This window comes from Citrobacter europaeus (assembly GCA_020099315.1).
GTDB classification, from domain to species: domain Bacteria; phylum Pseudomonadota; class Gammaproteobacteria; order Enterobacterales; family Enterobacteriaceae; genus Citrobacter; species Citrobacter europaeus.
This window is the reverse complement of sequence record CP083650.1, coordinates 3,099,494-3,121,351: the sequence shown is the minus strand read 5'-3', so window position 1 is coordinate 3,121,351 and position 21,858 is coordinate 3,099,494. Positions and strand designations below refer to the sequence as shown.

The window sequence follows — 21,858 nt, the reverse complement described above, 5'->3', positions numbered from 1 at the left end:
GTGCCTATGCTCAATCAAGAACTGGAACTCAGTTTAAACATGGCTTTCGCCAGAGCGCGCGAGCACCGACATGAGTTTATGACCGTCGAGCACTTGTTACTGGCGTTGCTCAGTAACCCATCGGCCCGCGAAGCGCTGGAAGCGTGTTCTGTGGATCTGGTGGCGCTGCGTCAGGAACTCGAAGCCTTCATTGAACAAACCACACCCGTATTGCCTGCCAGTGAAGAAGAGCGCGACACGCAGCCAACGTTGAGTTTTCAGCGAGTGTTGCAACGTGCGGTCTTCCATGTTCAGTCCTCCGGGCGCAATGAAGTTACCGGCGCGAATGTGCTGGTCGCTATCTTCAGCGAGCAGGAATCTCAGGCGGCTTATCTGCTGCGTAAGCATGAAGTGAGTCGCCTTGATGTGGTGAATTTTATTTCTCATGGCACGCGCAAAGACGAACCAAGTCAGTCTTCTGACTCTGGTAATCAGCCGAATAACGAAGAGCAAGCTGGCGGGGAGGACCGTATGGAGAACTTCACGACTAACCTTAACCAGCTTGCCCGTGTGGGCGGAATTGATCCGCTCATTGGCCGGGACAAAGAGCTGGAGCGCGCCATTCAGGTACTGTGCCGTCGCAGAAAAAACAACCCGCTGCTGGTGGGAGAGTCTGGCGTCGGTAAAACCGCGATTGCTGAAGGCCTCGCCTGGCGTATCGTCCAGGGCGATGTGCCTGAAATCATGGCTGATTGTACCCTTTATTCTCTGGATATCGGCTCGCTGCTGGCGGGTACCAAATATCGCGGCGATTTTGAAAAACGCTTCAAGGCGCTGCTGAAACAGCTGGAACAGGATACTAACAGCATTCTGTTCATCGATGAGATCCATACCATTATCGGTGCGGGTGCGGCATCGGGCGGCCAGGTGGATGCGGCTAACCTGATCAAGCCGTTGCTCTCCAGCGGTAAGATCCGTGTGATAGGGTCTACTACTTATCAGGAATTCAGCAATATCTTTGAAAAGGACCGTGCGTTAGCGCGCCGTTTCCAGAAAATCGATGTCACTGAGCCATCGGTCGAAGAGACCGTGCAGATAATCAACGGTCTGAAGCCGAAATACGAAGCGCACCATGATGTCCGCTATACCGCCAAAGCGGTGCGTGCAGCGGTCGAACTGGCGGTGAAGTACATTAACGATCGTCACCTGCCGGATAAAGCGATTGACGTGATCGACGAGGCGGGCGCGCGTGCGCGTCTGATGCCGGTCAGCAAGCGCAAGAAAACCGTCAACGTGGCGGATATCGAGTCCGTCGTGGCCCGCATTGCGCGGATCCCGGAGAAGAGCGTTTCGCAAAGCGATCGTGATACGCTGAAAAACCTGGGTAACCGTCTGAAGATGCTGGTATTCGGACAGGATAAAGCCATTGAGGCGCTGACTGAAGCGATCAAAATGAGCCGTGCTGGTCTGGGACACGAGCATAAACCGGTTGGTTCGTTCCTGTTTGCCGGGCCAACTGGCGTCGGTAAGACCGAGGTCACGGTACAGCTATCCAAAGCGCTGGGTATTGAACTGCTGCGTTTTGATATGTCCGAATATATGGAACGCCACACCGTTAGCCGCCTGATTGGTGCGCCTCCGGGATATGTTGGTTTCGACCAGGGCGGTTTGCTGACCGATGCAGTCATTAAGCATCCGCATGCGGTACTGCTGTTGGATGAAATCGAAAAAGCGCATCCGGACGTCTTTAACCTGCTGCTGCAGGTAATGGATAACGGCACGCTGACCGACAATAACGGGCGTAAAGCGGATTTCCGCAACGTGGTGCTGGTCATGACCACTAACGCCGGCGTACGTGAAACCGAGCGTAAATCGATTGGGCTTATTCATCAGGACAACAGTACCGATGCAATGGGCGAAATCAAAAAAGTGTTTACGCCGGAATTCCGTAACCGTCTCGACAACATTATCTGGTTCGATCATCTCTCTACAGAGGTGATTCATCAGGTTGTTGATAAGTTTATCGTCGAGCTTCAGGTTCAGTTGGATCAGAAAGGTGTCTCTCTGGAAGTGAGTCAGGAAGCCCGTGACTGGCTGGCAGAGAAAGGCTACGACCGTGCAATGGGCGCACGTCCAATGACGCGTGTGGTCCAGGATAACCTGAAAAAACCATTGGCTAACGAACTGCTGTTCGGTTCGCTTGTGGATGGCGGTCAGGTGACCGTTGCGCTGGATAAAGAGAAAAATGAGCTGACCTATGGTTTCCAGAGTGCGCAAAAGCACAAGCCAGAAGCAGCACATTAATTTCTAATCACCTAATAAGCCGGGCATAATGCCCGGTTTTTTTCGCCTGAAAGTAGTGAATAGAATAGGGGGACTCGCAGAGTTTAAACGGCAGGCAAAAAATAAGCCTGCGTAAGGGAGATTACGCAGGCTAAGGAGGTGGTTCCTGGTACAGCTAGCATTTATGGGTTATGTTTTTCAGCGGAAGCGATAATACCCTTAATGAACGAAACGGTATGTGATCGATTTCTAAGAATCTTCCGAACGCTGAAAAATAACCGTAATTAACTACTTAGCATGCGGGTTGCGCGTGGACTCACCGGTAAAATTACGCATCAACAATGCATAATTCAGATCGATATCCTCCGGTACAGGCATCCACACGGTGTAACCATCGCCTGGCGCAACTGGCATCGCTTCGCCTTTCGCGTTTTCCATCTGCTCGAGAGTAAAGTTGATGTTGCCCTGTGGGGTCATCAGCTCCAGGCTGTCGCCAACGGTGAATTTGTTTTTCACCAGTACGGCTGCCAGCTCGCCTTTACGCTCGCCAGTGAATTCGCCGACAAACTGCTGACGCTCGGAAACGGAGAAACCGTATTCATAGTTCTGATAGTCGTCATGCGTATGGCGGCGCAGGAACCCTTCGGTGTAACCGCGATGCGCCAGGCCTTCCAGCGTTTCCAGCAATTGCGGGTCGAACGGTTTACCGGCCGCGGCATCATCAATGGCTTTGCGATATACCTGCGCGGTACGTGCACAGTAATAATATGACTTGGTACGGCCTTCGATTTTCAGCGAATGCACGCCCATCTGCGTCAGACGTTCAACGTGGGCAATGGCACGCAAATCCTTTGAGTTCATGATGTAAGTACCATGCTCGTCTTCAAACGCGGTCATGTACTCACCCGGACGCTGGGCTTCTTCAATCATAAAGACTTTGTCTGTCGGTGCGCCAATACCTAACGTTGGCTCAACGTTTTGTACCGGGATAGGCTCGTACTTATGCACGATATTGCCCACCACGTCTTCTTTGCCTTCCTGTACGTTGTATTCCCAGCGGCAGGCATTGGTACAGGTACCCTGGTTTGGGTCACGCTTGTTGATGTAGCCAGAGAGCAGGCAGCGACCGGAGTAGGCCATGCACAGGGCGCCGTGAACGAAGATCTCAAGCTCCATATCCGGCACCTGAGTGCGGATTTCTTCGATTTCTTCCAGTGACAGTTCGCGAGAGAGGATCACTCGGGTCAGCCCCATCTGCTTCCAGAATTTCACTGTCGCCCAGTTTACGGCGTTAGCCTGTACTGAAAGGTGAATGTCCATGTCGGGGAAGTTTTCGCGCACCAGCATGATAAGACCCGGGTCCGACATGATCAGTGCATCCGGTCCCATTTCCACCACCGGTTTCAGGTCACGAATAAAGGTCTTCAGCTTGGCATTGTGTGGGGCAATGTTAACCACCACATAGAATTTTTTACCCAGTTCATGGGCTTCATTAATGCCGAGCTGCAGGTTTTCGTGGTTGAATTCGTTGTTGCGTACGCGCAGTGAGTAACGCGGTTGGCCCGCATACACAGCGTCTGCGCCATAGGCGAAAGCGTAACGCATGTTTTTCAGCGTTCCCGCCGGGGAAAGGAGTTCCGGTTTAAACATAATTTTCTCGTTCTGATGACAGGTCAGACTCGCCTCACTCAATGAGGCGGTTAGGGGAGTGCCCCCATATTAAGGGCGGGCATTGTAGCGCTACGCGAAGATGCCGTAAACCTTGTAGGCTCAATCAACCCGTAGATAGTGTCCGTCGGCGCTGACATTCATACCGAAACCGCAGTTTTGCGGGTCGTCGGTTCTGGCGTCGATGCCCTCAGGCGTGACCGTAAGTGAGATATCGCAGTGGATATAGTCGCCCTCTCTGAGCGCGATCACGCCTTTATCGTTTTTCAGCGTGACCAGTTCTGAGAATTCACCCATGTTTGGGCCATAATAAAGAGCCATCATGCCAAAGTAATAACCCTGAAAATCAACCTGATAGTCTGATTTATTCTCTGTAGGTTTAATAACCAGCGTTTCCCAGGATGCCAGACCGGCGTAGTTCCAGTATTCACCGGCAGGAGAATCGTTCTTTGGCAGTGCGGCCAGCTTATCTTTGATAAGACCCAGGTTGTAGACCGACTTCGTATCATTGGGATTGATCATCAGCCAGGCCTGCGCCTTACGCCATTGTCCTTCGCGCATCCAGGTCAGGGCCACGTTGTTGTAGGCCGTCGCTACGGTTTTATCATCAAGGCGGCAGCCTTCGCTCCAGGTGACCTGCTTTTCAAAAGCTTCACGCGCTTTTGCGTAGTTCTTAGCTTTGTAGAACTGTTCGCCCTGGCTGGCGTAGGTCGGGACTTTGGCACAGTCAGCTTTGATTTGCTGCTCAGTGATTTCAGCGTGGGTAAAACCTGAGGCCAGTAAAAACAGTAACGGTCCGCAGCGTAAGTCCATTTTCATGTATGCATCCTTTAAAGACATTAAGCAATTCGGCAGGCGTCCGCTTCCCAGCGATATCCTACGCCATAGACCGCGCGGATAAACGACTGCTCCGCATCCAGCGACTCCAGTTTGCGTCGCAGGTTCTTAATATGGCTGTCGATGGTGCGGTCGGTGACGACGCGGTAATCGTCATAGAGATGATTGAGCAACTGTTCACGAGAGAACACTTTTCCCGGTTCATGCGACAGCGTTTTGAGTAAGCGAAACTCTGCGGGCGTTAAGTCGAGCATTTTCCCCCGCCACGATGCCTGAAAGCGACCTTCATCGACAATTAGCGGGCTGTCGGCATCCATTTGTTGCAGTTCGCGCTGCGGTTTACAACGCCGCAGAATTGTTTTCACGCGAGCCACAACTTCGCGCGGGCTGTAGGGTTTACAAATATAATCATCCGCACCAATCTCCAGTCCCAGCAGACGGTCAATTTCTTCTATCTTGGCGGTTACCATCATGATAGGGATTTCAGAGAAACGGCGAATTTCCCGACACAGGGTCAGGCCATCGGTACCGGGCAGCATCAGATCCAACAGGATCAGATCGGGCGGCGTTTGACGCACGTAAGGCAGCACTAAATCGCCATGGCTGATGAGCGTAGGCGCGTAACTTGCTGCACGCAGATAATCGATAAGCAGTTGTCCCAGCTTGGGCTCGTCTTCCACGATCAGAATACGCGGCGTGTTTTCATCAATGGGTAACTCAGTCATACATCTCTCTGTAAATCGCGTTCCAGCGGTAACTCTACTGTAATGCTAACCCCGCCAAAAGGCGAATGGGCGGCACGGATCAGACCATTATGCGCCTGTACGATATTGACGCAAATCGCCAGCCCCAACCCGGAACCTCCGCTGGCGCGGTTACGCGAGCCTTCGGTGCGATAAAATCGCTCAAACAGCTTCTGTAACTGGCTGTCACTTACGCCGGGAGCGGAATCCGCAAAGGTTATTAAAACCATACGCTCGTGTTGTTCGGCGCTGATGTGCAGCCCGCCGCCGCTGTCGGTGTAGCGCAGGCTGTTTTCCAGCAGATTGTTGAACAACTGCATCAGACGATCCCTGTCGCCAAACACCGTCATGCTGTCGGGGAGCGAAAGTTGTATCGTCAGTCCACGGCTGGCGAAGCGTTCACGAAATGCGCCGCTTGCCACTTCCAGCAGGGGAATAAGATCCAGCGAGGTTTTCTGGTAAGCCAGCGCGCCTTCGTCAGACATAGAGAGCTGATGAAGATCGTCCACCAGCTTGGTGAGGGTACCGACTTCAGCCTGCAACGAGGCGACGGAGTCAGGGGTAAACTGGCGTACGCCATCCTGAATGGCCTCCAGTTCACCGCGTAACACCGCCAGCGGCGTGCGCAGCTCGTGAGAAATATCGGCCATAAAATCTCGACGCATCTGCTGGTTTTTTTCCAACGTACTGGCGAGCTGGTTGAAGTCCTGCGCCAGTTTGCCCAGCTCATCCGTACTGGTTGGCGCAACGCGAGTGGTGAAATCGCCTGCCGCCAGTTTATGGGTGCCTTCCACCAACCGCTTGACCGGGGCCAGCAGGCTGCGCGCCAGCGTAAACGTTGCCAGTGCCGCCAGGATTGTGGAGAGCGCAACGATGAGCCAACTGGAACGCCTTTGCTGCATGTCGAAATTGATATCCGTATTCCGCGTTAAGCGTTCCACGGGAGAGGCAATCACGGCGCCCACTTCGCTACCGTTGACGCGGATAGGGTGGCGCATACCGTCGCGGGGAACCGGAGCACGCGGACCGACCAGAACGTGGGCATTTTGATCAACAACCCAAAACTGCGTACGCCAGCCGTGCGGCGGCATGCCTGGACCTGGCTTATCATCGTCGTTGTCGTGTTCAAAAGAGCGCAGGATCTGAAAAACAAAACGATCGTTATTGCGCAAGAACCGCCAGTTGCCGTGCTGCTCATACTGCTCGCTTAATGCGTCGCTGAGCATTTGCAGCCGCTGTTCGTTACCGTGCTTGATATAGTCAATAAAACCACGTTCGAAGCTTATGCGTACGGCCCAGTGCATGCTGATCAGCAATACGATGCAGGTGGCGAAAATCGCCAGAAACAGTTTGCCGGTGATACCGGGCCGCCAGAACTTCATCAGGTGCTCCTTTTGCGCCGTGAAATCACCGCGTTGGTTTGCGTGTCGTTCGGCACGCGGGCAAAAATAATGGCGGGCAGCGCAATAATGAAGGCGATGCACAGCCAGGTATACATAAAGACGGTATGCGTACTACCGCTATCGATGGCAATATGCTGCTGACCGAACATACCTAGCAGCAGGCCCGCGATGGTCACCCCAATACTCATCGACAGTTGCATGATCATCGACAGCAGGCTATTGCCGCTACTGGCGAGATCGTCAGGCAGGTCTTTTAACGTCAGGGTGTTCATGGATGAAAAGCGCGTTGAGTTGACCATTCCCTGTAAGAACAGCACGAAGGGGAGAGCGTAATACCAGCCGAGCAGCGCGGTGGTCATCAGCAGTAAACTGACCAGCGACAGGCCAAACGTTGTGGCGACCAGTACGCGACGGTAGCCAAAGCGGTTAACGACCTGTACCACAATGCGCTTCATACCCATACTACCCAGCACCATTGGGATCATCATCAGCCCGGCATGAAAAGGTGAAAAACCGAGACCAATCTGTAAAAACACCGGCGTCATAAACGGCAGCATGCCGCTGCCGATGCGTCCGGCAAAACTGCCGAACAGCCCCAGCGAGAAGGTTGGTGTGCGAAACAGATTCAGGCTGAACAGCGCGCGTGGATTTCGATGGGCGTGTTTCAGATACAGCGCAATAGCCAACACCCCGCAGATAACCAGCGCCGCCAGCGTGATACTGGAGAGGCCAGTTCCTTTACTGCCATCGAGCGCCAGCGTCAGTACCGCCATGCCGACCGCCAGCATCGCGAATCCCGAGAGGTCGAAGCGTCGGGTTTGCATGGTGTAGTTGGGCATCAACATTAACGTCGCTATAGCGCCGACAATACCAACCGGAATGTTAATCAAAAATATCCAGTGCCAGGAGGCGTACTCAACCAGAATCCCGCCTAATGCCGGCCCCAGCAGAGGACCAATCTGACCGGGCAAAGTGACAAACGTCATCGCCGCCATATATTGCTCACGCGGGACGATTTTCATCACCGTTAGCCTGCCGACCGGCACCATCATCGCACCGCCAACGCCTTGTAAGACGCGCGCCATCACCAGCTCGTTGAGGGTGCTGGACCCGGCACAAAACAGCGAGCCAAGCGTAAACAGGATAATGGCGGTGAAGAAGATATTACGCACGCCAACTTTGTCCGCCAGCCATCCGCTGGCGGGCAGCATCACGGCAACGGTTAAAACATATGACACAATGACCATATGCATGTGTAACGGGCTTTCCCCGAGGCTTGCCGCCATTGAGGGAAGCGCGGTATTAACGATGGTGGTATCCAGCGACTGCATAAAAAAGCCGAATGCCACAATCCAAAGTTGCCAGCGGGTGCTGTCGGGAAGTTCTGTCATAACTCTGCTACCGGTTTGCTGTTTTTACGCGAAAAACGCAGACGCAGACGGTCGAAAAAGAGATAGACCACGGGCGTGGTGTACAGCGTCAGGAGTTGGCTCACAACCAGCCCACCGACAATGGTTATCCCCAAAGGCTGGCGCAGTTCGGAGCCATCCCCTGCGGATAACACCAGCGGCAACGCGCCAAACAACGCCGCCAGCGTGGTCATCATTATTGGGCGAAAGCGCAACAGGCAGGCCTGGAAGATAGCTTCTTCCGGCTGCAGCTTACCGTTTCTCTGCGCTTCCAGCGCAAAATCGACCATCATGATGGCGTTTTTCTTCACAATGCCAATTAATAGCATGATCCCTATCAGGGCGATTAGGCTGAACGGGGCATTGAACAGTTCCAGTGCCAGCAACGCTCCGACGCCAGCCGAAGGTAGCGTGGAGAGAATGGTCAGCGGATGGACATAGCTTTCATACAGCATACCCAGCACGATGTAGACCGTGGCGATGGCGGCAATAATCAGGATCACCTGTGAGTTCATGGTGTCCTGAAATACCTGTGCCGTTCCGGCAAAGCTACCGCGAACCGTGGACGGGACGCCGAGCTGGGTCATGGTTCGGTTGATGGCCTCTGTCGCTTCGGACAGTGAAGACCCTGTCGGCAGGTTAAACGACACGGTTGAGGCGGCGGACAAGCCCTGATGGTTCACCGACAGCGGGGCATTCGCCGGTTGCCATTTTGCAAAGTACGATAGCGGGATGGCCTTACCGTCATTGTTGATGACGAACATTTTATCCAGCGCGCTGATGTCCTGGGTGTAACGTCGATCGACTTCCATCACCACTTTGTACTGGTTCATCGGTTGATAGATAGTTGAAATCTGCCGTTGTCCGAAAGCGTTATTCAACAGGCTGTTGGCGGCGGCAACGTCGATCCCCAGACGAGACATGGTGTCGCGATCGTAAATCAGATTCATCTCCGCGCCATTATCCTGCTGATCGGAGTTGACGTCCGCCAGTTGGGGCAGGGCGGCAAGCGCCTTACGGATCTTCGGTTCCCACTCGCGCAGTGCCGCGAGGTCATCTGACAACAGAGTGTATTGATAGCTGGCGTTGGCCTGACGACCGCCGACGCGAATGTCCTGCACCGCCATCAGAAACAGGTTTGCTCCGGGTTCTTTGGCAAGCGCGACACGCAGGCGGTCGATCACCTGCTGAGCGGTTTCATGGCGCTCACCGCGTGGCTTGAGGGTAATAAACATCATCCCGCTGTTAACCCGTGAACCACCGGTAAACCCGGTGACGTTATTCACCGCCGGGTCGTCGCGGATTATCTTCATAAAATCCTGCAGTTTGCCGCGCATCGCCTGGAAAGAGATGCTCTGGTCGGCCTGGATCCCACCCATCAATACGCCCGTATCCTGCTCCGGGAAGAAGGTTTTGGGGATGGAAATATAAAGCCAGATATTCAGCGCAATGGTGCCAAGTAACACCACGCCTACCAGTCGCGTATGGCGCAGCACCCAATTAAGCGAGGTGCCGTAACTTTGCTGTAGCGCGACCAGCACACGACCAAAACCCCGTTTCCGGGACTGTTCGCGCGGGGCGCTCGATTTAAGCATCCAGCCGCACATCATTGGCGTTAAGGTCAGCGATACCAGCAGCGAGATACCAATAGCAACCGACAACGTGACGGCAAACTCGCGCAGCAAGCGCCCAGGTAATCCACCCATTAACAGTAGCGGCAGGAACACCGCCACCAGCGACAGGCTCATGGAGAGCACCGTGAATCCCACTTCACGCGTTCCTTGTAACGCCGCCTGGAGCGGCTTCATTCCCGCTTCCAGGTGACGGGAAATATTTTCCAGCACCACGATGGCATCATCAACGACAAATCCTGTGGCAATGGTTAACGCCATCAACGACAGGTTGTTCAGACTGAATCCACACAGATACATGGCGGCAAACGTCCCGATGAGCGAGACCGGAACCGCTACCGCGGGGATCAGGGTCGCGCGCCCGGAGCGCAGGAAAACAAAGACCACCAGGATAACCAGCGCAACGGAGATAATCAGCGTCTGTTCGACTTCCTCCAGTGAGGCGCGAATAGTCGGCGAACGGTCCTGAGCGATTTGCAGATCGATGGCGGCCGGGACCATCGTTTGTAACTCCGGTAATTTGGCGCGAATGCTGTCTACCGTCTGAATAATATTGGCTTCCGGCAGTTTGCGGATCATCAGCAGAATGGCCGGTTTGGCATTGGTCATCCCCGCGTTACGAACGTCCTGCACCGAATCAGTTACAGACGCAACGTCGCCCAGTCGCACTGCAGCGCCGTTGTTGTAGTGAATGATAATGGGTTGATATTCGGCGGCGGTTTTCAGCTCATCGTTGGTTTGTACCTGCCAGCGATGGGCATCATTCTCGATAGCGCCCTGCGGCTTACGCACGTTGGCGTTGTCAATTGCGCTACGTACGTCGTCCAGCGACACGCCCTGGTTAAACAGCGCTTGCGGATTGAGCCCTACGCGCACGGCAGGCAAAGAGCTGCCTCCAACGTCTACATCGCCCACTCCGTCGATTTGCGCGATGGTCTGCGCTAATTGAGTTGATGCGAAATCGTATAATTCACCCTGCGAGTAAGTGTCCGATGTGAGCGTCAGGATCATGATTGGCGCATCGGAAGGGTTGGCTTTGCGGTACGTTGGTCGGCTTGGCATTCCGCTTGGTAGCAGGCTTTGCGCCGCGTTAATTGCGGCCTGAACATCCCGCGCCGCGCCATTGATGTCGCGGTCGAATTTAAATTCGAGAATAATGCGCGTACTGCCAAGCGAACTGCTCGACGTCATTTCGTTCACGCCCGCGATGCGCCCCAGCGAGCGCTCCAGCGGGGTGGCAACGGATGATGCCATTGTCTCAGGCGACGCCCCCGGTAACGAGGCGCTGACCATGATCACCGGAAAATCCACCTGCGGCAGCGGAGCGACCGGCAGCAGACGAAAGCCCAGTATCCCGCACAGGGTGATCGCTACCGAAATGAGAATGGTCGCCACCGGACGATGAATGAAAAGCGCAAAAAATTTCATTTACGCTTCCTCTTCCTGGCGCGGGAAGCGGCTTTTCACATACAGCGACAAACGGTCAAACAGCAGATAAATCACCGGGGTGGTAAACAGGGTTAATACCTGGCTTACCAGCAGCCCGCCGACCATACCAATTCCTAATGGGCGGCGTAATTCGGCACCTACGCCGGTACTTAACATCAGCGGCAAGGCGCCGAGCAGTGCTGCCAGCGTGGTCATCAGAATTGGGCGAAAACGCAGCAGACACGCCTGGAAGATGGCTTCGCGCGGTGCCATGCCCTGTTCGCGCTCTGCAGCCAGGGCGAAGTCGATCATCATGATGGCGTTTTTCTTGACGATACCAATGAGCAAAATAATGCCGATAATCGCGATGACGTCCAGTTCGCTCCCGGCAATCATTAACGCCAGAAGCGCCCCGACGCCCGCCGTGGGTAGCGTGGAGAGAATGGTAATCGGGTGAATAAAGCTCTCATACAGCACGCCGAGCACGATATACATCGCGACAACCGCAGCCACAATCAACCAGATGGTGTTACCCAGCGCGGCCTGGAAAGCGAGCGTGCTGCCCTGGAACTGGGTGGTAATATTCACGGGCAGGTTAAGCGTTTTTTCGGCATCCAGAATCGCCTGCACCGCATCGCCCAGTGAATGATCGTCCGGCACGTTGAACGAGATGGTGGTGACCGGGAACTGATCGAGATGGTTAATCGACAGTGGGGCGAAACGCTGTTCAATGTTTGCTATCGCGCTGAGCGGTACCACGCCGCCTTCGCTACTGGTCAGGCGGATAGTGTCGAGCGCGGCAAGTCCCGGCGTACTATTAGTGTCATGCTCTAACACCACGCGATACTGGTTTGCCTGGGTGTAAATGGTTGAAATCAGTCGCTGGCCGAAAGCGTTGTACAGAGCGTTATCGACATCCGCCATGCTGATGCCTAAACGGCTGGCGCTGTCGCGATTGACGTTCACATACGCCACCAGGCCTTTGTCCTGCCAGTCGCTACTGACATCGGACAGTTGCGGTAGCTGATGTAGTTTTGCTAACAGTTGTGGAACCCAGGTGCTGAGGGCATCCAGGGACGTTGCTTGCAGCGTAAACTGATATTGCGTCCGGCTGACCTGGGTATCAATCGTCAGATCCTGGGTGGGCTGAAGATAAAGGTCGACGCCGGGTACTCTGTCAACCGCGTCCTGTAGCCGCGCGATCACTTTCTGTACGCGATCGTCGCGCTCATCCAGCGGTTTAAGATTGATTTGCAAACGTGCGCTGTTCAGTGCCGGGTTAGTGCCATCCACGCCAATAAAAGCGGTCAGGCTCTCTACTGCCGGATCCTGAAGGATGACATCTGAAACCTGACGCTGGCGCTGGGCCATGCTGGCAAATGAGCTGGACTGCGGTGCCTGTAGCGTACCCTGGATAATGCCGTTGTCCTGGATTGGGAAGAAACCTTTGGGAATAAAGACCCAGAGCATGACGCTCAGTGCCAGCGTGCTGAGTGCCACGCCCAGCGTGAGCCAAGGGTGGTTAAGCACTTTTGCCAGCCAGTGGCCGTACCCGGCTATGATGCGTTCGAACATTCGCTCCGAGGCACGGGAGAAGCGGTTTTGCTTACGCAATGAGGCCTGACTAAGCATACGTGCGCACATCATCGGCGTGAGGGTGAGTGATACGACGGCGGAAATCAGAATCGCCACGGCCAGCGTAACGGCAAACTCACGGAACAACCGGCCCACGATATCCCCCATAAACAACAGCGGGATCAGCACGGCGATCAGTGAAAATGTCAGAGAGATGATGGTAAACCCAATCTCACCTGCACCTTTCAGGGCGGCAGTTAGCGGTTTTTCGCCTTTTTCGATATAGCGCGAAATATTCTCGATGACCACGATAGCGTCATCCACCACAAAGCCTGTCGCGATGGTTAGCGCCATGAGGGTCAGGTTATTGATAGAGAAATCAAGAAACACCATTACCGCGAAGGTACCGATTAACGATAGCGGAACGGCGACGGCGGGAATAATAGTCGCCGGAATATTGCGCAAAAACAGGTAGATAATCATGACTACCAGCGCAATCGCCAGCATCAGCTCGAACTGGGTGTCAGCAACAGACGCACGAATATTGGTCGTACGATCCGAAAGTACGCTGACCTTAACTGATTTGGGCAGGCTGTCGGTGAGCTGCGGCAGCATCTGGCGGATACTGTCTGCCGTGGAGATGATGTTCGCTCCAGGCTGGCGCTGAACATTCATGACTATAGCTTGTTGCTTATTGGCCCATGCGCCCAGCCAGCTGTTTTCTGCACCTTGTTCGACAGTGGCGACATCGCCCAGACGAACCGGCGCACCATTTTTATAGGCAACAATGAGCTGACGATATTCGTCTGCGGACTGCATCTGGTCGTTGGCTGAAAGGGTAACGGCACGCGTTGGGCCATCAAGACTCCCTTTTGCCGAATTGACGTTAGCGCCGGTAATGGCCGTACGGATGGTTTCGCTGGTCAGACCGAGAGCGGCAATAGCCTGTGCGTTAAGCTTCACGCGCACTGCTGGACGTTGTCCACCGGACAGCGTCACCAGACCGACGCCGGAAACCTGGGATATTTTCTGCGCGACGCGGGTCTCGACCATATCTTCCACCTGCGTCATCGGCATGGCGCTGGAGGTGACCGCCAGCGTCATGATCGGTGGATCCGCCGGATTTACCTTGCTGTACACCGGCGGGTTAGGCAGATCGTTCGGTAACAGGTTGGTGGCGGCGTTAATCGCAGCCTGGACTTCCTGTTCAGCAACGTCCAGCGGCAGCGTGAGCTGGAACTGCAGTGTTACTACCGATGCGCCGCCGGAACTTTGCGAGGACATCTGTTTTAAGCCTGACATCTGTCCGAACTGACGCTCAAGCGGTGCGGTGACTGCCGAGGTCATGACGTCCGGGCTGGCGCCGGGATAGAGCGTAACAACCTGGATCGTGGGGTAATCGACTTCGGGTAAGGCGGCGATCGGCAGGAAGCGATAACCGATAACACCGGCAAGCATAATCGCCACCATCAGCAGCGTGGTGGCGACGGGGCGCAGAATAAACAGGCGCGATGGCCCGCCTGTGTTGTCCGGAGGTAACACCTGCATCAGGAGTTGGCTCCTTTTTTGCTGTATCCGCGTGGCGCAGTTTTTTCGCCCGTCGCTGAGGCATCGTGCGCCTCAACGACTTCGACTTTTGCGCCTTCCGTCAGGCGGTCAATACCGTCGGTTACGACCCGATCGCCAGCGGACAATCCAGCGGAGATCACCACTTTTTGGCTATCCTGAATACCGGGTTTAACCAGATGTTTGCTCACTTTGTTATCGCTGTTCAGTACCCAGACAAAATGGCCCTCATTGCCCATTTGCAGGGCAGCTGTTGGGATCACAACGGCATTTTGTTGTGTGTCGACCAGCATGCGAGCGTTAACGAACTGGTTAGGGAATAAAGCATCATCCTGATTGTTAAAGCGGGCTTTAACTTTAATGGTTCCGGTGGTGGCATCAATCTGATTGTCGAGACTGAGCAGGACGCCTTCGCTCAGCTTTTGCGAATTGGTTCGGTCCCAGGCTTCGACCTTTAACGGCGTTCCCGATTTTTGCGCCTGGATTACGGTAGCAATGTCATTTTCAGGCAAAGTGAATATCAGGTCGATAGGATGCGTTTGCGTAATAACGACGATACCGGTGGTATCGCCGCTGGAAATTTGGTTGCCGATATCGACCAGTTTCAGACCGACACGACCATCAACAGGGGCGGTTATCCGGCTCCAGTCGAGCTGCAACTGAGCGCTGGCGACGCTGGCTTCATCAGCTTTGATTGTCCCTAACGTTTCATTTACCAGTGCCTGCTGGGCATCCAGCTCCTGGCGGGAGACCAGATTGGTTTTTACCAGCTGTTGATAACGGGCAAGATCGCGACGGGCATTCGCCAGCGTGGCTTTATCTTTTGCCAGTTGTCCCTGCGCCTGAGCCAGAGCGACTTTGAACTGGCTGGGATCTATCTCTGCCAGCAGGTCGCCGGCTTTCACCTGCTGTCCTTCCTCGAAGTGCAAGGCGATGAGCTGACCATCTACCCGACTACGTACCGTAGCGGTATTTGCGGCAGTAATGGTACCCAGCCCTGTCAGATAACGCGGAACGGCTTCAACGGCGGCGGTGGCAGCCTGGACGGGAGCTAACGGTCCGGAGCGCATTCCACGCCGCCCTGAACCTGGCGCATTCTGCGCGGGTTTGGTTGCGCCCGGTGCGGTTTCCTGGGAGCCGCTGCGGCTATGCCAGAACCAGATGGCGGCGACGGTGGCCACGACGATCGCGATTGCTATCACCCAGCGGGATTTTTTACTGCCTTTCATTGTTATAAGTTTCTCATCCTGAAACGATTCGCGGAATGATACTAGTTTAGCCAGCGAACAAGGGAGAAAAATGGAGGAATTATGAAACACTGTCGGGATTCGTCTGAATGCTGACGCGGCTTTGCGAGGCGTTACGCAACATTAAGCGCTGAAAACGGCGAAGAAGAAATAGTGCGCTAGAGTGCGTTTAAGGCAAAAAGGAGGAAAGCCAGAGATTTCAGCGGGACGCTGGAACGGGAAAGCCCCTCCCGAGGAAGGGGCCAAAATAAGGAAAGGGTTATGATGAAGCAGGTCATCATACTGGTGATACTCTTAGTCATTAGCTTACCGGCTTACTAAGACACCAGGGGGAGGGGAAACCCTCCCTAACCCTCACTCCTGAAAATAAGCCACAGCAACGGTGATGTCAATACGCACACCTTTCAGCTTGCGAGCGGCTTAGCGGAAAACAACATCAGCCCAGCGGGCCAGTCCGGCGGTAACGGAACCGAAATCATCGCCACCTGCGATCGGGATCCCCGGAAGCTGCTGGGCAAGTGCTTTTTTAATCAGCGGCGAACGCGCACTGCCGCCGGTCAGGTAAATCACGTCCGGTTTTTCCTGCGCGTTTTCCAGCGCCAACTGAACCTGCTCAAGAATGCGCGCCAATGGCTGGTTGAGCGCAGCTTCCAGTCCGTATTGACTGATATCGGTTGCCAGCGTGTTGCTGATAAACGGTATCGCCGCCGTAACAATGGCCTGATCGGAAAGCGCGATTTTGCTCTCTTCTGCACTGCGTACCAGGCGATAGCTTAGACGCTCGCGCCAGACTTTAAGCAGCAGAGCGACTTTATCGGCTTCTCTCGCGTCGCGGACAAGATCGTTGAGCAATCGACCGTTGGCGCTGCTGTAGAAATCACTTTGCGCGGGAACATCGTTGATTGCGACCGCGTTCCACCAGGGCAGAATAGGCAAAGCGATACCTTTTTCAGTTTCGCCGCCCATACCAAGCAATGGCATCAGGTGTTTAAACGCCAGCGCGATATCCAGATCGTTCCCGCCTACGCGGCAGCCACTGTGCCCGAGCAGGCTGTTTTCGCGATCGGCGCGCTGATGCCATTGCGGCCCCATCAGCAGCAGTGAACAGTCGGTCGTACCCCCGCCAATATCCACCACCAGGACGCGTTTCTCATTCTGCAACGTGGCTTCGTAATCCAGTCCCGCCGCTACTGGCTCGTACTGGAAGACGACATCCTGAAAACCGGCGCGTTTGGCCGCACGTTCAAGAATACCTTGCGCCTGGGCGTTGGCGTCATCGCCACCTAACCCCTGGAAGTTGATGGGACGACCAATAACAGCCTGAGTGATGGCTTCCGGCAACTGGTTTTGCGCCTGGTTGCGTATGTGCAGCATCATCGCGCAGACCAGATCTTCAAACAGCGCAACCTGCTGCGGCTTCAGACCGCTGGCACCCAAAAATGATTTTGGCGATTTAACGAAGTACACCTCTTCCGGGTCTTCAATATACTGACCCAGCGACGCCAGACCGAACTGCACGCTGTTGGTGTTAACGTCAATGTCTTCTTCGCGGTTATAGCGCATTGCACGGCGAAGCAGCGCCTGCGTTTCATCGTCCGTGGTCGGGACGTCGTGGTGGCGATACAGCCACTCGCTGACCGCTTCGCGCGTTGGTGCGCAAAGCATTGAGGGCAGAAGCGTGCTGTTATTTTCCATTTTGAGCAGGTGAGGCTGCCCGTCACGCATAACGGCCACTGAACAGTTTGCCGTACCGTAGTCAAAACCAATAAACACCGTAAAAATCCCCATGCCAGTGAAGAAGGGGCGTGACTTTAACGAAATGTTGACGCTCCGACAACTGGAATATGAAAGCAAGGCGCATCAGTTGAATACCGTTTATGCTGTAGGTTTGCTTAAAAAGGAAAACCGAATGTTCACGCTGAGCTGGCAACCGCCTTATGACTGGCCCTGGATGCTGGGATTTCTTGCCGCCCGTGCGGTTGAAGGTATCGAAACTGTAGAAGAACTGAGTTATGCCAGAAGCCTGTCCATAGGGAAGCATCATGGTCTGGTGCGCGTCGTACCAGATTTGCACGCCAACGTGCTACACGTGACGTTAAGCTCAGGATTGCAACCGGTAGCCTCCGAGTGCCTGGCAAGAATAACACGCTTGTTCGATCTTACCTGTTGCCCGCAGCAAATTGTCAGCGCGCTGGGCAACCTCGGTGCGGCGCGTCCGGGACTGCGTCTGCCGGGATGTGTCGATGCGTTTGAGCAAGGGGTACGGGCAATTTTAGGCCAGTTAGTCAGCGTGGCGATGGCAGCAAAACTGACGGCGAAAGTAGCGCACGCTTATGGGGATACGCTGGAAGATGCGCCGGGGTACGTTTGTTTTCCTGTGCCTGAAGCGCTTGCTAACGCAGAACCACTGGACCTGAAAGCGTTAGGCATGCCGCTCAAACGCGCTGAGGCGTTGATTCACCTTGCTCGCGCAACGCTTGAGGGCACGCTTGCGACAACAGCCCCGGACGATATTGAGCAAGGCGTTAAGCAGCTACAAACCTTTCCCGGGATAGGACGCTGGACCGCCAACTATTTCGCGCTACGTGGTTGGCAGGCGAAAGATGTTTTTCTGCCGGATGATTACCTGATTAAACAGCGTTTTCCCGGCATGACGCCAGCGCAGATCCGGCGCTATGCCGAGCGCTGGAAGCCCTGGCGCTCCTATGCGCTTTTGCATATCTGGTATACGGATGGCTGGAATCCGTCAGTTGATGGCGAAATTACTGGTATTCAGTAGCAGTTCCAGCGGTTGGGCATCGGCAATAATATCGCCATAAATCATGTCGATACCGATGCCTGAAAGTGCATCCATGATCAGTGGCAGTTGCACCGGGCCAGCGATGGTTTTAATGTCCAGGCGCTGGGCATGGCCCTGGATAATGGACACCCACATTTCATCAATCAGGTCGCCGTGAGCGCTGGCGCTTAGCTCGCTGTCGAGCAACAGGTAATCGACAATGTGATACTTCAGGTTGTCAAAAAGCTCTAAATCACGACCGACCTGGCTTAACACAATTCGACAGCCGAACTGACGTAGCCGATGCAGGGCGGATATCGCCTGTGTTGAATTGGTTTTGATGGCGCTAGCCGGAACGGTCAGATGCAGCAACCGTGGCGGTAACGGACTGTGTTGCAATTGATCCAGTAGCTCATCAATAAGTTCTGAATTGAGCAGCCCGGCGGCTGAAAGGGGCAGGGCAATACTGAGGCCCTTGCTGGCGACAGCCGAAGCAGCATTCTGGAAGAATTCGCTGAATACCCGCCGGTCGAGCGCTTGATTCAACGCGGGATCGACCAGCCCATTACGGAAAGTGTGCTCTTCAATCACTTCGCCTTCTGCGGTCCCTAAGCGTAACGATATCAGCCAGAAGCTAAACGTCTCTGGGATACGCGGTGAAGCCACGCCTCTGGCGATCATCAGCATGGGGTTGTGTGTGATGGTGTGTCTTTGTTCGTCCAGTGACAGTTGGCTACGCGAGGCATGGGCCTGGCTTTGCTGGGGTTCATAGACGCACACTCGTCCACGTCCGCTGTTTTTCGCCGCGTAGCAGGCGATATCCGCCTGAGACATAACGTCGGTCGCGATATGGTTTTTCTCATCAATCAACGTAATCCCCGCGCTGGCGCCAATACGGTGCAAACGGCCTTCCCACATAAAGTGGTAATCGTTAACCGCGTTGATGATACGACCTGAGATAAAGCGGGCGCTTTCGATATTACAATCTGGCAGCAGCAGGCCAAACTCATCGCCGCCAAGGCGCGCCAGCATATCGCTGGATCGCAGCATGCTTAGCATCAGCGAAGAGAGTTCACGCAGCAGGGCATCGCCCGCGGCATGGCCTGCGCTATCATTCACCGCTTTAAAGCGATCCAGATCGATAAAAACCAGCACATGACGCTGGTGTGCGTCGTGTACCGTATGCAGCAACTGCTTGAGATGGTTTTCAAAGCTGACCCGATTTGCCAGCTGCGTCAGGTCGTCATGCGAGGCACTGTAGCTAAGCTGGCGCAGCATTTTACGTGACTCGGTGACATCCTGAATGACCAGCACCGAGCCAATGCTACCGCCATCGAGAGTGCTGAGGGGGGTGATGCTGTACTGAATGTCATAACTGTTGCCGTTGCGACAATGCAACACCACTTCCTGCTCGATGGCCGTACGCGACATGTCTGCACTGTAGATATTTTCCATCAGCGGGCCGTTATCGCCGAAAGTAATTCGCAACACCGTCAGGAGCGGAATGCCGATCGCGCTTTCCTGCTGCCAGCCGCTCATTTTCTCGGCGACCGGGTTCATAAAAGTCACATTCATGTCGACATCAATACAAATAACCGCTTCGCCGATGGAATCCAGCGTAATGTGCAGACGTTCTTTTTCCTGGAACAACGCTTCGTTGAGCTGCTTTACTTCTGTCATATCCATATTGATGCCAAGTAAGCGTTCAACTTCGCCGTCTTTATTCAGCACCCGGTTAGCCAGAGAGCGGATGTGCCGGATGCCATCTTTTACCGCAATACGAAACTCAAGCTTAAAGGGAGCCCGAGCGGCCAGCGAATCGCGAATCACATTTTCGGCGTGTTCGCGATCTTCAGGTACAACGCACTCATACCAGACTTGCCAACTGGGTTTGATATGCGCAGGGACTTCGTAGAGGTCAAACATACGCTTATCCCAACTGATCACATCAGGCTGCAGTTCCCATTCCCAAATGCCGATCCCCCCGGCTTCATTAGCGAGCGTGATGCGCTCCATCAGCCGTTTGTTGATCCACTCGGTATGCTTCAGATCGTTAATGTCTTCAACCTGCGCAATAAAGTAGAGTGGGGTATCGTCGCTATGACGTACCAGTGACACCGCCAGCAAGGCCCAGACAACCTCGCCCTCGCGGGTGTAATAGCGTTTTTCCATGGAATAGCTGTTGATTTCACCGCGAGTCAGCATCTCCAACTGTTCGAGGTCATTATTCAGATCTTCCGGCCAGGTTAATTGCTGGAAGGTGAGCGAACGCAGCTCATCCTGACTATAGCCCAGAAACTGGCACAAGGCTTTATTGGCCTGTAGCCATTGCCCCTCGGTACCGACCAGCGCCATGCCAATTGCCGAATACTCCATGGCGTTGCGAAAGCGCGATTCGCTTTCTGAGATGTGCTTGCGTTCGGCCCGAAACGCATACATCACCATGGTCATCATATTGGCTGGTAGCAAAATCATCAAAAACGGCAGCCAGGGGATATCCGTCATCATATTGGGCTTGGGGGTATAGAGCAGCGAAGGGTCGGCGGCAAGCATCAGCGAAACCATCATCACGGTGCTGAGGAAAATTAAAAACGCCTCCATGCGCGGCAGACGCACAGCGCTCCACATCAACAGGACGATTACGCAGGTAAAAGGCCATGGAAGATACATCATGGACAGCCAACTGAACGTTAGGGTTACCAGGAGCGTAATTAACGTCTCGAACAGTAATCGCGGATTGCGGTGGCGCAGCAAATAATGTGGCTTAAACAGTAAACCTAACGGCACCAGCGCCAGCGCGCCGATGGATTCTGAGAGCACCCAAATAAGAAAAGTATTTAACGACGTTTCCCGCGGTAAAAGTAACCACAATAGTAAACCACCCAATAGCGGAGGGACAACGGCGCTGCCGAACGCCAGGCGTGCCCAGTCGTTAAGATTTTTTAAGGGATTGTACCAGGGCAGTAGTTTGCGCAATAACATTGCCCCAACGACAGCCTCAATAATGTTGATGGCTGTGTAGGTAAAGCTAAGCGACTCGCCGGGGAAAAAGAGTAAAGAAGCCCCGATGTTACCAAATGAGCACGCCAGCGCGATTCCTGGCCACATTTTTCCTGCATGACGATAAAAAGCCACCATCATGATCGAGGTCGGAAACCACAGCGGCGCCAGTTGTGCACCGAATCGAGACAGTTCCAGCGAGAACAGCGTAAAGATGAAAGCCACCAGACCTAAACTGGCCAGGCGCAGTAGAGGATGAGGTAAGGTAACTAAAACATGTTGGGATTGTTTACTCATTACCACTCTACCC

Annotated in this window: 13 protein-coding genes; 3 read left to right on the top strand and 10 right to left on the bottom strand. The window is 54.3% G+C overall.

What is annotated here, in order from left to right; all coding sequences use genetic code 11:
* The first annotated feature begins 6 nt into the window (after positions 1-6).
* Positions 7-2,283 carry an ATP-dependent Clp protease ATP-binding subunit ClpA gene (gene clpA / locus LA337_14830; GenBank protein UBI14456.1) on the top strand — a complete coding sequence of 759 codons (2,277 nt, stop codon included), beginning with the start codon at positions 7-9 and terminating at the stop codon, positions 2,281-2,283.
* A 267-nt stretch (positions 2,284-2,550) separates the two neighbouring features.
* On the opposite strand, the gene yegQ is transcribed toward clpA, so the two are convergent.
* The 8 genes from yegQ to LA337_14790 all read right to left on the bottom strand — a co-directional run bounded on the left by yegQ (position 2,551) and on the right by LA337_14790 (position 15,751).
* The gene (yegQ, locus tag LA337_14825; GenBank protein UBI14455.1) at positions 2,551-3,912 is read right to left on the bottom strand and encodes a tRNA 5-hydroxyuridine modification protein YegQ; all 1,362 of its coding nucleotides are present in this window, start codon (positions 3,910-3,912) and stop codon (positions 2,551-2,553) included.
* Between the two features lie 120 nt (positions 3,913-4,032).
* Complete coding sequence (locus LA337_14820) at positions 4,033-4,743, bottom strand: tetratricopeptide repeat protein (protein UBI18481.1); 711 nt, start codon at positions 4,741-4,743, stop codon at positions 4,033-4,035.
* 26 nt (positions 4,744-4,769) lie between these two features.
* Positions 4,770-5,492: a two-component system response regulator BaeR gene (gene baeR, locus LA337_14815; GenBank protein UBI14454.1), complete on the bottom strand. Its 723-nt coding sequence runs from the start codon at positions 5,490-5,492 to the stop codon at positions 4,770-4,772.
* Positions 5,489-6,892, bottom strand: a complete 1,404-nt coding sequence (gene baeS, locus LA337_14810) for a two-component system sensor histidine kinase BaeS (GenBank protein UBI14453.1) — start codon at positions 6,890-6,892, stop codon at positions 5,489-5,491. Before baeS ends, baeR begins: the two co-directional genes overlap by 4 nt.
* On the bottom strand, positions 6,892-8,304 hold the full coding sequence (locus tag LA337_14805; protein ID UBI14452.1) for an MFS transporter: 1,413 nt from the start codon (positions 8,302-8,304) through the stop codon (positions 6,892-6,894). Before LA337_14805 ends, baeS begins: the two co-directional genes overlap by 1 nt.
* Positions 8,301-11,381: a multidrug efflux RND transporter permease subunit MdtC gene (gene mdtC / locus LA337_14800; GenBank protein ID UBI14451.1), complete on the bottom strand. Its 3,081-nt coding sequence runs from the start codon at positions 11,379-11,381 to the stop codon at positions 8,301-8,303. The genes LA337_14805 and mdtC overlap by 4 nt, the downstream gene beginning before the upstream one ends.
* Positions 11,382-14,504 (bottom strand): MdtB/MuxB family multidrug efflux RND transporter permease subunit, encoded by a 3,123-nt coding sequence (locus LA337_14795; GenBank protein UBI14450.1) that lies wholly within the window; start codon positions 14,502-14,504, stop codon positions 11,382-11,384. It lies immediately after the preceding gene.
* Positions 14,504-15,751 carry an MdtA/MuxA family multidrug efflux RND transporter periplasmic adaptor subunit gene (locus LA337_14790; protein ID UBI14449.1) on the bottom strand — a complete coding sequence of 416 codons (1,248 nt, stop codon included), beginning with the start codon at positions 15,749-15,751 and terminating at the stop codon, positions 14,504-14,506. Before LA337_14790 ends, LA337_14795 begins: the two co-directional genes overlap by 1 nt.
* Before the next feature lie 279 nt (positions 15,752-16,030).
* On the opposite strand from LA337_14790, the gene LA337_14785 reads away from it, so the two are divergent.
* The gene (locus LA337_14785) at positions 16,031-16,090 is read left to right on the top strand and encodes a type I toxin-antitoxin system Ibs family toxin (GenBank protein ID UBI18480.1); all 60 of its coding nucleotides are present in this window, start codon (positions 16,031-16,033) and stop codon (positions 16,088-16,090) included.
* 99 nt (positions 16,091-16,189) lie between these two features.
* On the opposite strand, the gene yegD is transcribed toward LA337_14785, so the two are convergent.
* Positions 16,190-17,542 (bottom strand): molecular chaperone, encoded by a 1,353-nt coding sequence (gene yegD, locus LA337_14780; protein UBI14448.1) that lies wholly within the window; start codon positions 17,540-17,542, stop codon positions 16,190-16,192.
* A gap of 136 nt (positions 17,543-17,678) precedes the next feature.
* On the opposite strand from yegD, the gene alkA reads away from it, so the two are divergent.
* Entirely contained in the window at positions 17,679-18,548 is an 870-nt protein-coding gene (gene alkA, locus LA337_14775; protein ID UBI18479.1) for a DNA-3-methyladenine glycosylase 2, read from the top strand.
* Here alkA and LA337_14770 read toward each other — a convergent pair.
* Positions 18,516-21,845 carry a diguanylate cyclase gene (locus tag LA337_14770; protein ID UBI14447.1) on the bottom strand — a complete coding sequence of 1,110 codons (3,330 nt, stop codon included), beginning with the start codon at positions 21,843-21,845 and terminating at the stop codon, positions 18,516-18,518. The two genes, alkA and LA337_14770, sit on opposite strands and share 33 nt — an antisense overlap.
* Between the last annotated feature and the right edge of the window lie 13 nt (positions 21,846-21,858).